The sequence below is a fragment of the Pseudooceanicola endophyticus genome (assembly GCF_018760365.1).
GTDB lineage: Bacteria > Pseudomonadota > Alphaproteobacteria > Rhodobacterales > Rhodobacteraceae > Pseudooceanicola > Pseudooceanicola endophyticus.
On record NZ_JAHIAB010000005.1, the window covers coordinates 77,331 to 90,240 of the forward strand.

General features: G+C 67.1%; 13 protein-coding genes. 9 read left to right on the plus strand and 4 right to left on the minus strand.

Annotated elements, in window-relative coordinates; genetic code table 11:
- Positions 1-246: 246 nt before the first annotated feature.
- The 3 genes from KM176_RS10575 (at position 247) to KM176_RS10585 (ending at position 1,510) form a co-directional block, all read left to right on the plus strand.
- A complete protein-coding gene (locus KM176_RS10575; RefSeq protein WP_215558778.1) occupies positions 247-555 on the plus strand; it encodes a hypothetical protein in 309 nt (102 codons plus the stop codon).
- Between the two features lie 39 nt (positions 556-594).
- Positions 595-903, plus strand: a complete 309-nt coding sequence (locus tag KM176_RS10580) for a hypothetical protein (protein WP_160896076.1) — start codon at positions 595-597, stop codon at positions 901-903.
- A gap of 175 nt (positions 904-1,078) precedes the next feature.
- Complete coding sequence (locus tag KM176_RS10585) at positions 1,079-1,510, plus strand: nuclear transport factor 2 family protein (RefSeq protein WP_160896075.1); 432 nt, start codon at positions 1,079-1,081, stop codon at positions 1,508-1,510.
- Here KM176_RS10585 and KM176_RS10590 read toward each other — a convergent pair whose 3' ends face one another.
- The 3 genes from KM176_RS10590 to KM176_RS10600 form a co-directional block, all read right to left on the minus strand.
- The gene (locus KM176_RS10590) at positions 1,511-3,676 is read right to left on the minus strand and encodes a putative bifunctional diguanylate cyclase/phosphodiesterase (protein ID WP_160896074.1); all 2,166 of its coding nucleotides are present in this window, start codon (positions 3,674-3,676) and stop codon (positions 1,511-1,513) included.
- Positions 3,677-4,077: 401 nt separating this feature from the next.
- On the minus strand, positions 4,078-4,707 hold the full coding sequence (maiA, locus tag KM176_RS10595; RefSeq protein WP_160896073.1) for a maleylacetoacetate isomerase: 630 nt from the start codon (positions 4,705-4,707) through the stop codon (positions 4,078-4,080).
- Entirely contained in the window at positions 4,704-5,159 is a 456-nt protein-coding gene (locus KM176_RS10600) for a MarR family winged helix-turn-helix transcriptional regulator (protein WP_236045270.1), read from the minus strand. Before KM176_RS10600 ends, maiA begins: the two co-directional genes overlap by 4 nt.
- A gap of 216 nt (positions 5,160-5,375) precedes the next feature.
- Between KM176_RS10600 and hmgA the strand changes: the two genes are divergently transcribed.
- From hmgA to KM176_RS10630, 6 genes are all read left to right on the plus strand, one after another.
- Positions 5,376-6,677, plus strand: a complete 1,302-nt coding sequence (gene hmgA, locus KM176_RS10605; protein WP_236045284.1) for a homogentisate 1,2-dioxygenase — start codon at positions 5,376-5,378, stop codon at positions 6,675-6,677.
- Between the two features lie 102 nt (positions 6,678-6,779).
- On the plus strand, positions 6,780-8,039 hold the full coding sequence (gene fahA, locus KM176_RS10610; protein ID WP_160896072.1) for a fumarylacetoacetase: 1,260 nt from the start codon (positions 6,780-6,782) through the stop codon (positions 8,037-8,039).
- An 18-nt stretch (positions 8,040-8,057) separates the two neighbouring features.
- Positions 8,058-9,008, plus strand: a complete 951-nt coding sequence (locus tag KM176_RS10615; RefSeq protein ID WP_160896071.1) for an MBL fold metallo-hydrolase — start codon at positions 8,058-8,060, stop codon at positions 9,006-9,008.
- A 162-nt stretch (positions 9,009-9,170) separates the two neighbouring features.
- Complete coding sequence (locus tag KM176_RS10620; RefSeq protein ID WP_236045285.1) at positions 9,171-10,757, plus strand: FAD-dependent oxidoreductase; 1,587 nt, start codon at positions 9,171-9,173, stop codon at positions 10,755-10,757.
- Positions 10,758-10,760: 3 nt separating this feature from the next.
- Entirely contained in the window at positions 10,761-10,952 is a 192-nt protein-coding gene (locus tag KM176_RS10625; protein WP_160896069.1) for a DUF2783 domain-containing protein, read from the plus strand.
- A 90-nt stretch (positions 10,953-11,042) separates the two neighbouring features.
- Positions 11,043-12,002 carry an AraC-like ligand-binding domain-containing protein gene (locus KM176_RS10630; RefSeq protein WP_160896068.1) on the plus strand — a complete coding sequence of 320 codons (960 nt, stop codon included), beginning with the start codon at positions 11,043-11,045 and terminating at the stop codon, positions 12,000-12,002.
- Between the two features lie 129 nt (positions 12,003-12,131).
- On the opposite strand, the gene KM176_RS10635 is transcribed toward KM176_RS10630, so the two are convergent.
- Positions 12,132-12,899: an SDR family NAD(P)-dependent oxidoreductase gene (locus KM176_RS10635; RefSeq protein ID WP_160896067.1), complete on the minus strand. Its 768-nt coding sequence runs from the start codon at positions 12,897-12,899 to the stop codon at positions 12,132-12,134.
- Positions 12,900-12,910 lie beyond the last annotated feature (11 nt).

Consider the following 12,910-nt stretch of genomic DNA (forward strand, 5'->3'; position numbering starts at 1 on the left):
GCCCGGCCGGCTCCGGACCTAAGGCAACTGTTTGAAAAAAAGAAAAAGGACCGTTCGCAGAGGTGCTGAATATGCCCATAATGTGCGAAATTGCACATGAGCTCTAATAATTTGGCAAATTGTGCATCAGTGCGAAAAAGTCCTATCAACAAACAGCGGCTAATCACCGGAACCGTCCGGGTCTATCTCAGCTGCATCAGACGCAAACGACCGCGTCGCCCCAAACGCAAACGAAGGAACACAGACATGAAACGCGCAGCTTTTGCCCTTACCGCCCTGATCGCCGCCACCACCGCCGGTGCCGCTTTCGCCAATGTCGATGACGCCGCCTACAGCAATGTCCAGGTGCCCGCCGCCTCGGTCTATGCCTCGCCGGAAAACGAAGGCATTGCCTCTGCCACGGTGACGCTGACCTCCGGCACCACGACGCTGGCCGATGCCTCGGTGCTCAACACCGCCGACCGGATGCGCCGCAGCCTGCATGTCGGCGACCAGATCAATGTCACCAGCTTCCCGCGCGCCGATGTGCCGCTGCTGGCCACCTCGGGCCGCTGAGCCCCGGGCGTTAACCTCTAGACAGGAAGGAACACAGACATGAAACGCGCAACTTTCGCCCTTACCGCCCTGATCGCCGCCACCACCGCCGGTGCCGCTTTCGCCAATGTCGATGACGCCGCCTACAGCAGTGTCCAGGTGCCCGCCGCCTCGGTCTACGCCTCGCCGGAAAACGAAGGCATCGCCTCTGCCACGGTGACGCTGACCTCCGGCACCACGACGCTGGCCGATGCCTCGGTGCTCAACACCGCCGACCGGATGCGCCGCAGCCTGACGGTCGATGACCAGATCAATGTCACCAGCTTCCCGCGCCCCGATGTGCCGCTGCTGGCCACTTCGGGCCGCTGATCGCCCCATTGATCGCCCCGCCTGAGCCGCGAGGCTCAAGCCAAGACCCCCGGATCCCGTTCCGTTGCCCCAAAGTCCCGGGGACCGGAAGCGGGACCCGGGGTTTTTCATGTTCGGGGGGCAGAACTGGTAAGGTCTTCCCGCTAGGCTGACCGGGAACCAAAGAGGATCCGCGATGCCCCGCCGCCTGCTGCCTGCCCTGCTGATGCTGCTCACGGCCGGATGTCTTCCGGCGCCCGGTCCCGCAACGGTGCCGGTTCCGGTGACGACGGTCGGGCGTTATTACGAAGCGCTTGGCGCCGGCCGGTACGAGGCCGCCTTCGCGTTCTGGGCCGCAGACACGGCCATGCACCGCGACGGGCCGGAACGGTTCGCCCAGGCCATGCAGCCCTATCAGGCGGTCGCCGCCCGGACGCTCAGCCCGATCCGCATCGGCGCCTCCGGCATGGATCTGCTGGCGCGGGTTCCGGTAGAGGTCGCGCTGACCCGCAGGGGAGAGGCGCTGCAACGCCGCGGAGAGGTGACGCTGCGCTGCAGTCCGCTGCCCGATTGCCAGGGGCGCGAGTCGGTCTGGAAACTGACAGGCATTACCCTGTCGCCGGGCTGATCAGGTCCGCGACCGGTTCGGGGCCTGGGCCGGGAACGGGTCTCCGGCGGGTTGCGGCGCGCAGAACAGGAAGCCCTGCATGTCGGTGCAGCCCAGTTCGGTCAGGATCCGGGCCTGGTCCTCGGTCTCGACCCCCTCGGCGGTCGATTGCAGGCCGAAGGCCCGGGCCAGCTCGATCATGCTGCGCACCACCGCCAGGTCCTCGGGGCGCAGCAGCAGCCCAGAGACGAAGCTGCGGTCGATCTTGATCCGGTCCACCTTCATCGCCCGCAGGCGCACGAAATTCGAGAAACCGACGCCGAAATCGTCCAGTGCGAGGGACACGCCCAGGGCCCGCAGTTCGTGCAGGGTCTGGAAGGAAGGATCCTGGCTTTCCGCCAGCAGGGTCTCGGTGATCTCCAGCTCCAGCCGGTGCGGCTCCAGCCCGGTTTCGGCCAGCACGGCGCGGACGCCGTCGGCATAGCCGGGCTGGTTCAGTTCCCGCACCGAGACGTTCAGCGCGATCCGCACGCCCGGCCAGCGGCGCGCGGCGCGACAGCCCTCGCGCAGAACGTAGCGTCCCAGCTCGACGATCAGGTCGCTTTCCTCGGCCAGTGGCACGAAGAGAGAGGGCGGCAGGCGACCGCGCCGCTCATGGGTCCAGCGGATCAGCCCCTCGACCGAAACGAGGCTGCGGTCGCGGGTGGCGTAGACCGGCTGGAAATACAGCTCCAGCCCCTCGCCGCCGGCCTCCAGCGCGGCGCGCAGATCCTGTTCCAGCCGCTTGCGAAAGCTGATCTCGCGGTCGAGGCGGGGATCGTAGGGTTCGGCGCGGTTGCGTCCGCCCGCCTTGGCGGCATAGAGCGCGGCATCGGCGCGGCGCACCAGCTCTTCGCGGCCAATGGCGGCGCGGTCGCAGGCATAGCCCAGGCTGGCCCCCAGACGCAGGCTGTGGCCTTTGACCTCGAAGGCCGGCTGCAGGGCGCGCAGCAGCTGCTCTCCCTGTTGGGCCACGGCCTGCGGATCGGAGGCATCGGGCAGGAAGATGATGAATTCGTCGCCGCCCAGCCGGGCGATCCGGGCCCCCGGCGCGGTCTGGGTCAGCCTGCGGGACACCTGCCGCAGCAGCTCGTCCCCGACATGGTGGCCATAGGTGTCGTTGGCCAGCTTGAACCGGTCGAGGTCGATGTAGAGCATGGCGACCTCTTGCTCCGGAGCGGCGCGCAGCAGGGCATCGACGCTGCTGGCAAAGCCGCTGCGGTTCCATAGGCCGGTCAGGGAATCGTGCCTGGCCATGGTCTCGATCCGGGCCATGTCGGCGCGTTCGCGCTGGCGGGCGCGCAGGATCAGCCAGCCGGCGACGCCGACCAGGATCAGCCCGGCGGCCATGAAGCCCAGCAGGATCGGCAGGATGTCGTGGAAGACCCGGTCGCCGGGGCGGGGCGCATTCCAGGTGACATAGGCCAGGGCCTGGCCATTGGCATTCTGCAAGGGCAGCGCAGCGGGGCCATGGGGGGCGCCGGCGGGCAGGATCCTGGTGGTAACGCCGGGTCGCGACGCCTCGATCTTCGGCAGGAAGTCCCTGGCGAGGTTGTAGATCGCCACATGCAGCACGGCATCGTCGCGGTCCGAGGGCAGCACGTCGCGGCTCTCGGGCAGGATCGGCCTGAGGCTGATGACCACGGGGGCGCCTTCCAGCAGCGCGATTTCGGTCAGGCCGGCGGCGAAATCATCGGCGGGGCGCGCGCGCAGTCGGGCGGCGAACGGTGCCAGCAGCGCCCGCCGCGCCGCGGAAAGGGGGGCCAGCACCGCACCGGCATCCGACCAGCCGCGGATCAGCCTGGGCCCCGGGGCCAGCAGGAACACCTCCTGGTAGTCGAAATAGTCGTGCGGCCATTCGAGCAGGTTGTTGTCGAGCCAGTCGGTATTCTCGGGTCGGGCCACGGCGGCATAGGCATCGTCCCAGGGGGTGATGCTGGCCTGTTCGTGCAGGATCTGCGCCTGCACCTGATCAAGTTCGTTCGCGATCGAGCGACGCAGCCAGTCCGAGGTCGCAAGGTCGGTCCGCCCGGTGGCCCAGTGAACCAGGCTGAGCGTGAGCGCGCACAATCCGACCGCGAGGCACAGCAGGCCTCCGAGACGGATGGCGTAGTACCGCAGGCGGCGTGCTCGTGGCAGACCGGTCAAGATTTGGAAATGTCCAGGCATTGGTCCACGCGAAGAGATCGTCCCCACCCTGAATATACCAAAGGTGGTAAACATCGTAGCAACATTATGGATTTGCCGCTCGATGCGTCGGACTGTCACCGCGCGGCGGTGGTCGGTCGCCGCGTTCGGATTTGACTGGCCACGCCAATTCCTTGACCGGCAGTGCCAATATGCGGACCGGCGCTTGCCGGACGCCGGGGCGGGGGCAAGATAGGGTGTTTTCTCAGAAGGATGCGTGCCCGATGTTCCTGCCCCTTCGCCTGCCCGATCCTGCGCGGCCCCGCAGCCTGCTGAGGCCAGGCCGGGCCGTTCCGCAGGTCCGGCCCGCGGCGCCCATCCCGGGGACGCTCTTGCGGGGGGGCTGCCGCGGCGCGGGACGCTCAGGCGAGGGCGCTGCGGAAATGGTCGGGGTGGGCGGCCCGCACGGCCTCGATCCCGTTCAGCGCTTCGGCCACCGCGCGGATGCGCGGCATCGGCGACAGGTCCACCCCCCAGCGGTCGGCATTGTAGAGCTGCGGCACCAGGCAGAGATCGGCCAGCCCGGGCCGGTCGCCATGGCAGAAGCGGCTGCCCGGCTCCAGCATCGCCTCGAAGGCCAGCAGGCCCGGGGTCATGAACCGGAGCATCCAGCTTTCCATGGTGATTTCGCCGCCCGAATGGCCCGAGGCATGGCGGGCGACACGCAGGTTGCAGACCGGGTGGATCTCCATCGCGATGGCCTGGGCCAGGGCGCGCACCCGGGCGCGCTCGGCCGGGGCCTGGGGCAGCAGCCCGAGGTCGCGCGTCTCGTCCAGATATTCCAGGATCGCCAGCGACTGGGTCAGCCGCAGACCGTCGATATCCAGCACCGGCACCAGACCTTGCGGATTGCGCGCCAGATGCGCGGGCGCGCTCTGTTCCCCCTTCACCAGATCCACCGGCACGGCACTCCAGGCTTCGTCCATCAGGCCCAGGGCGATGCGCACCCGGTAGCTCGCCGAAGAGCGCCAGTAGTCGTAGAGCGTGATCATAGATTCTTCTTCTCCATGAGGGTGGTCAGCGCATCCTGGAGGGCCTGGTAATGCGGGCCCAGCATGTCACGGATCTGCTGCTGGTAGGCTTCGGCCAGGGGCACGATCTCGGTCAGCAGGGCGCGCCCCTTCGGGGTCAGCGACAGCTTGACCAGCCGGCGGTCCGCCTGATCGGTGCATTTCGCCAGGTATCCGGCGGCCTCCAGCCGAGCGGCGGCCCGGCTGACCTTGGATTTTTCCAGGCTCACCCGGCGCTCGATGTCGCGCACCGAGGGGGTGCCGGCATAGCCCACGTTCACCAGCACCCGCCATTCCGCCACCGAAATGTCGAAACGCGCGCGGTACTGGTCCGCAAGGTCCTTCGACAGATCGGTCGCCAGAACCGCCAGCCGGTAGGGCAGATAGCCGTCCAGATCGAATTCGGGAAGGGGCTTGCCGTTCATCTCGGTCATGCAGGTCTGTCCCTTTTCACGGTATTCCATGAGGTTGCGCGAAACTCATATCATTTGCAACAAATAGATTGACATCATTGCAAATGCAATGAAATACTCGAACCATCAGGACCGGGGCCGCATGGCCCGCCCGGAACCGCACTGAACTGGGAGGTAAAAGTGTATCATTCCGAACTGAAACGTGCCGACAGCAGCACCGTCACCACGACCGGCTACATGCCGGGCTTTGGCAATGATTTTGAAACCGAGGCCCTGCCCGGCGCCCTGCCCCAGGGCATGAACAGCCCGCAGAAATGCGCCTATGGTCTGTACGGAGAGCAGCTTTCGGGCACCGCCTTCACCGCCCCCAGCCACCAGAACGAACGCACCTGGTGCTACCGCATCCGCCCCTCGGTCAAGCATACGGGCCGCTTCGCCCCGATCGACGTGCCCTACTGGAAATCGGCGCCCAACGTCGATCCCAAGGTTGCCTCCCTGGGTCAGTACCGCTGGGATCCGGTGCCCCATACCGAGGACAAGCTGACCTGGATCACCGGGATGCGCACCATGACCACGGCGGGCGATGTCTATACCCAGGTGGGGATGGCCGCGCATGTCTACCTGGTCACCGCCTCGATGCAGGACGAATACTTCTATTCCGCCGACAGCGAGCTGCTGATCGTCCCGCAGGAGGGCCGGCTGCGGCTGGCGACCGAGCTGGGCGTGATCGAGCTGGAGCCCAAGGAGATCGCGATCATCCCGCGCGGCCTGCTCTACCGGGTCGAACTGGTCGAAGGCCCCGCCCGCGGTTTCGTCTGCGAGAATTACGGCCAGAAGTTCGACCTGCCCGGCCGGGGTCCCATCGGCGCCAACTGCATGGCGAACCGGCGCGACTTCAAGACCCCCGTCGCCGCCTTCGAGGACCGCGATGCCAAAAGCCGCGTGGTGATCAAATGGCAGGGCCAGTTCCATGAGACCTGGATCGACCATTCGCCCCTCGACGTGGTGGCCTGGCACGGCAACTACGCGCCGGTGAAATACGATCTGCGCAATTACTGCCCGATCGGCGCGATCCTGTTCGATCACCCCGATCCCTCGATCTTCACCGTGCTGACCGCGCCTTCCGGCGTGGAAGGGACCGCGAACATCGACTTCGTGCTGTTCCGCGAGCGCTGGATGACCATGGAGGACACCTTCCGTCCGCCCTGGTACCACAAGAACGTCATGTCGGAACTGATGGGCAACATCTACGGCGAATACGACGCCAAGCCCAACGGCTTTGCCCCCGGCGGCATGAGCCTGCACAACATGATGCTGCCCCATGGCCCCGACAACGAGGCCTTTGAAAAGGCGACCTTCGCGGATCTTCAGCCCAACAAGCTCGACAATACCATGTCCTTCATGTTCGAGACCCGCTTCCCGCAGCATCTGACCGCCTTCGCGGCGCAGGAGGCGCCGCTTCAGGACGATTACATCGACTGCTGGGACAGCCTGACGAAGCATTTCGACGGCACGCCCGAAGGCAACTGGGGCAAGTAACCCTCTCACCCACCTGCCCCAGCCCGCAGGCCCCCGGCCCGGAGTCCCCTCCGGCGCCGGACCGGGGGCCTGTCCCTTTCCCAAGACAGCCGAGACCGAACCATGCCCTTCAAGACCAGCTGGGTCGCCAGCGCCAACAGCGCCCGGACCGATTTCCCCCTCGACAACCTGCCCTACGGCGTCTTCTCGAGCGCCGGCGCGGCCCCGCGCTGCGGCGTGGCGATCGGCGACATGATCCTGGATGCCGCCACCGCCGAAACCCTCGGGCTTTTGACCCTGCCGGGCGGTCCGCTGCTGCAGGCGGGCAGCTGGAACGCGGTGATGGCCGCCGGGCCGGCCACCTGGGAAGCGCTGCGCGACCGCCTGGGCGCCCTTCTGGCCGAAGGCGCCCCCGAGGCCGAGGCGCTGGCGGACCTGCTGGTGCCCCAGGCCGAGGCCACCCTGCATCTGCCCTTCACCGTCACCGAATACACCGATTTCTACGCCTCGAAGAACCATGCGATGAATGTCGGCACGATGTTCCGCGGCCCCGAAAACGCGCTGCCGCCGAACTGGTTGTCGATCCCCATCGGCTACAACGGGCGCGCCTCTTCCGTCGTCGTCTCGGGGACCGACGTGGTGCGCCCCTGGGGGCAGTTGAAGGGCCCGAACGACGATCTGCCCCGTTTCGCCCCCTGCGCCCGCTTCGATCTTGAGCTCGAGATGGGCGCGATCGTCGGCCAGCCTTCCTCGGGCATGGTGTCGGTCGCAGAGGCGGATCAGATGATTTTCGGCTACGTGCTGCTGAACGACTGGTCGGCGCGCGATGTGCAGGCCTGGGAATACCAGCCGCTCGGCCCCTTCCAGGCCAAGGCCACCGCGACCACGATCAGCCCCTGGATCGTCACCCGCGCCGCGCTGGAGCCCTTCCGCACCGCCACGCCCGAACGCGAACGTCCCCTGCTGCCCTACCTCAGCGAACCCGGCCCGATGCTGTACGATATCGCGCTGGAGGTTTCGCTGACCCCCGAGGGCGGCGCGGAAACCGTGATCGCGCGGACCAATTACGACCAGATGTATTACTCCGCCGCGCAGCAGCTCTGCCATCACACCACCTCGGGCTGTTCCATGCGGGTGGGCGATCTGCTCGGCTCGGGCACGATCTCGGGCACCACGAAGGACAGCCGGGGCTCCCTGCTGGAACTCAGCTGGGGCGGCAAGGAACCGTTGACCCTGCCCGACGGCACCCCCCGCAGCTTCCTGGAAGACGGCGACACGCTGACCCTGCGCGGCGCGGCGCAGGGGGACGGCTACCGCATCGGCTTCGGCGCCTGCACCGGCAAGGTGCTGCCCGCCATCGACCTGCCCGACTGGGCGCACTAACCTTGAAGGACTGACACCATGGCAAAAGCATTCGCATCCCAGGGCGACCTGGCCGAAAAGACGATCAGCTTCACCGAGGTCGGCGACGACCTCTATGCCTTCACCGCCGAGGGCGATCCCAACACCGGCGTCATCATCGGCGACGACAGCGTCATGATCGTCGAGGCCCAGGCCACCCCCCGGCTCGCGCGCAAGGTGATGGAGTGCGTGCGCTCGGTCACCGACAAGCCGATCAGCCATGTCGTGCTGACCCACTATCACGCCGTCCGCGTGCTGGGCGCCAGCGCCTACGGCGCGCGTGAGATCATCATGTCCGACACCGCCGCCGCCCAGGTCGAGGAACGCGGCCAGGAGGACTGGGACAGCGAGTTCGGCCGTTTCCCCCGCCTGTTCCAGGGCCATGAGGAAATCCCCGGCCTGACCCGCCCCACCACCACCTTCAGCGACCGCATGACGGTCTATCTGGGCAAGCGCCGGGTCGACATCATGACCCCGGGCCGCGCCCATACCGCCGGCGATGCGGTGATCTGGGTGCCCGACCAGGAGGTGATGTTCACCGGTGACATCGTGGAATACCACTCGGCCTGCTACTGCGGCGACGGCCATTTCCGCGACTGGCCCGAGACGCTGGCGAAGATCGCCGCCTATCAGCCGAAATCCATCGCGCCCGGTCGGGGCGACGCGCTGGTGGGGGAAAAGATGGTGGCCGATGCCATCGCCAACACCGCCGATTTCGTCTCCAGCACCTACAAGCCGGTGGCGCGCGTGGTGGCCCGGGGCGGCACCCTGAAAGAGGCCTGGGACGCGGTGCGCGCGGAATGCGATCCGAAGTTCGCCAACTATGCGATCTACGAACACTGCCTGCCCTTCAACGTCGCCCGCGCCTATGACGAGGCCCGCGGCATCGACACCCCCCGCGTCTGGACCGCCGAGCGCGACCAGCAGATGTGGGCCGCGCTGCAGGGCTGAGGATCCCTGCCGCGAGGATGATCAGACAGTGACCCGGAGCGCTGCGGCGCTCCGGCCTAGACGCCGGGCGGCCCGCCAGCGGCCTCTTCCGGCATGTCCAATGGGAGGACCCGATCCGTGTTTCAGGACAGATACAGCCTGGCCTTCAAGCTTTACCCCTACATGCGCTCGGCCGATCAGGAGGCCGGGATCCCGGTGCGCCATCCCGTGGTGATCGTCGGCGGCGGCCCCATCGGTCTGGCCTCGGCGCTGGATCTCGGGCGGCAGGGCATTCCCGTCGTGCTTCTGGACGACCATGAAGGCATCGGCATGGGCAGCCGCGCGATCTGCTTTGCCAAGCGCAGCCTGGAGATCGCCGACCGCTACGGCTGCGGCGACCCGATCGTCCAGAAGGGCGTGGTCTGGAACCTCGGCAAGGTGTTCCACGACAACCGCCAGATCTACGAATTCAACCTCCTGCCCGAGGACGGCCACAAGTATCCGGCCTTCATCAACCTCCAGCAGCCCTATTTCGAACGCTTCCTGTTCGAGCAGATCGTCGAGGAACAGGCCAAGGGCGCGCCGATCCAGATCCGCGGCAAGAACCGCGTCGATGCGGTGGAGACCTTCGACGATCACGTCGCGCTGGAGGTGATGACCCCGGAGGGCCCCTACCGGCTTGAGGCCGACTGGCTGATCGCCAGCGATGGCGCCTCCTCTCCGGTGCGCTCCATGATGGGGCTCGATTTCGAGGGGCGGGTGTTCAGGGACAGCTTCCTGATCGCCGATATCCGCATGACCAACGGCACCTTCCCGACGGAACGCTGGTTCTGGTTTGAACCCTGGTTCAAGTCCGGCGCCTCGACCCTGCTGCACAAGCAGCCCGATGACGTCTGGCGGGTCGATTTCCAGATCGGCTGGGACATCGACCGCAAGGAAGAGATGAAGGAAGAGAACATCCGCCGCCGTCTGGATGCGATGCTGGGCGAGGGTGTGGATTACGAGATCGTCTGGTCCTCGATCTACACCTTCCAGTGCCGCCGGATGCAGAAGTTCCGCCATGGCCGGGTGCTGTTTGCCGGTGACAGCGCGCACCAGGTGTCGCCCTTCGGGGCGCGCGGGGCGAATTCCGGGATGCAGGATGTCGACAACCTGGGCTGGAAGCTGGGCATGGTGCTGCGTGGCGAGGCGCCCGAGGCGCTGATGGACAGCTACGACGAGGAACGCCGTTTCGGTGCGGATGAGAACATCCGCAACTCCACCCGCTCGACCGATTTCATCACCCCGAAGTCGAAGATCAGCCACATGTTCCGCAACGCCGTACTGGATCTGGCCGAGCGTTACGAATTCGCCCGCCCGATCGTCAACTCGGGCCGCCTCTCGGTGCCCTGCACCTATGACGGGCTGTCGCTGAACGGCGAGGACGCGCTGCCCGGCGCCCCGGCGCGCACCCGTCCCGGCAGCGCCTGCCCCGATGCGCCGCTTGGCAACGGCTTCCTGCTGTGCCGGATGGGCGGGGGCGGCTTCAGCCTGCTGACCATCGATGCCGAGGCCCCCGACGCGATCCTCGAGGCGGGCGTCACCGTCACCCGCCTCGCGCTGTCCGCCAGCGATGACCCGAGCGGCGCGCTGGCCGCGCGCTACCTCGGCGATGCGCCCTCGGGCGTCTATCTGGTGCGCCCCGACCAGCATGTCGTGGCCCGCTGGGACCATTACGACGACACCGCCCTGCGCGCCGCCCTGCGCCGGGCCTGCGGCAAGGAGGCCTGAGCCATGAGCGGTCTGATCACCACCCCCAACCTCGAGCAGCCCGATGAATTCTACGCCTGCCTTCTGGCGGTCCACGAGGAGCGCAGCGAGGAAGAGAGCCAGGCCCTGAATGCCCGGCTGATCCTGACGCTGGCCAATCACGTCGGCGCCCAGGCGATCCTCGAAGAGGCATTACAGGTCGCAAAAATGGCATAAGATGACAGAGAGTCGCAGGGGATGAGGAGGATCCCCTGCGGCTCTTTTCGCCGGACCACACGGGCCGGCACGGAACTGAGGGAGGAAACAGTGCAAAGTCTCAGCACGCAAAGAATACCGTCCAAGGACATCCTGGCCTACTGGAGCGACGTGGTCTGCCGGACCTATGCGCCGGTGACGGCCGATTTTCCCACCGACCGCCCCTTCGCGGCGCGTCTCGACATCAAGCAGATCGGGCGCACCAGCCTGACCCGGGTGCGTTCCAGCGATGCACTTTACCGGCGTACCCCGGACAATATCCGCACCAGCCAGACCGACGATTACCTGCTGGCGCTGCCGCTGAAGGGGCAGCAGGCGTTTTCCCAGGCCGGGCGCACCACCCGCCTGGGGGCCGGCGATCTCTGCCTGATCGACACCGCCCGCCCCTATGACCTCAGCTGCGAGGATTACGAGGCGCTGCATCTCAAGGTGCCGCGCGCCGAGCTGGACCTGCGCCTGCCCCGCGCCGAGGCGGTCTCGGCGATGCGGGTGGCGGCGGCGGGGCGCTATGCGCGGCTTGCCTCCACCATGCTGCGCGCCACGATGGAGACGGTGGACAGCAATGACAGCGCTCCGCTCATGCTGTCCTCGACGCTGATCGACCTGGTGGCACTGGCCTTCGACGAATGCTTCAACGGCATCAGCGAGGGCGACGGGCGCTACGGGCGCATCGTCGAACAGGCCCAGGCGATGATCCGGGAGCGCCTGTTCGATCCCGATTTCGACGTGGCCTGCGTGCCCTCGGCGATCGGGGTCTCGGCGCGCACGCTCAGCCGGGCCTTTGCCCAGCGGGGCATCACGCCGGCGAAATGGATGTGGGGGCAGCGCCTGGAGGCCGCGCGCACCATGCTGCGTACCGGCAACGGGCGCCACAGCGTTTCCGAGGTGGCGATGAAATGCGGCTTCAACGATTTCTCGCATTTCAGCCGGGCCTTCAAGGCGCGCTACGGCCAGACGCCAAGCGCGACCCTGGGCGAGGGGCGCTGCCCCGAGGTCGCGCCGCTGCATTGAGCCATCCACCGCAATGCCAAGAGGCGCCCCGGAGCGATCCGGCGGCGCCTGTTGGCATGTTGCGAAAGGCTGTCCGGCCCGGGAGCAGGGGCCGGACAGGCCCCGGGGATGGCCCCCCGGGGCGTCCTGTCACCGGGCGACGAAGCCGCCGTCGATGGACAGGATGGTGCCGGTGGTGAAAGAGGCCGCATCCGAGAGCAGCCAGGCAATGCCCTGGGCCATGTCCTCGGGCTCTCCCCAGCGGTTCATCGGGTGGTTGGCGGCGCCGGCCTTGTAGGCCTCGCTGTCCTTCTGGATCGACAGCCCCTGGTCCGAGATCATCGGCGTGTAGGTGAAGCCCGGCGCGATGGCGTTGATGCGGATGCCCTGCTCTGCCACCTCGAGGGCGGCGGCCTTGGTGGCCCCCGAGACGCCGTGCTTGGCGGCGGTATAGGCGACGAAGTTCGCCCCCGCCGTCAGCCCCCAGATCGAGGAGGTGTTGACGATGGCGCCGCAACCGGCTGGTACCATCACCTTCAGCTCTTCCTTCATGCAGGAGATCACCGCCATCAGGTCGATGTTGACGATGCTGCGCGCCGCCTCCAGGTCATAGTCCACCAGCGGGCCGATCGGGCCGGTGATCCCGGCGTTGTTCACCCCGTAATCAAGCTTGCCGTAGGTCTCGACCGCGGTGGTGACTGCGGCGGCAATGTCCTCGTCCCTGGTGACGTTGCAGACCGCGATGGTGGCCATCCCGCCCTCGGCCTCGATCTCGGCCTTCACGACGGAAAGCTTCTCGGCGTTCATGTCTGCCAGCACCACCCTGGCCCCGCGCCGCGCCAGAAGCTTGGCGGTGGCGGCCCCGATGCCCGATGCGCCGCCGGTGACCAGCGCGACCTTGTCTTCGAAATCCTTCATCTCTGCTCTCT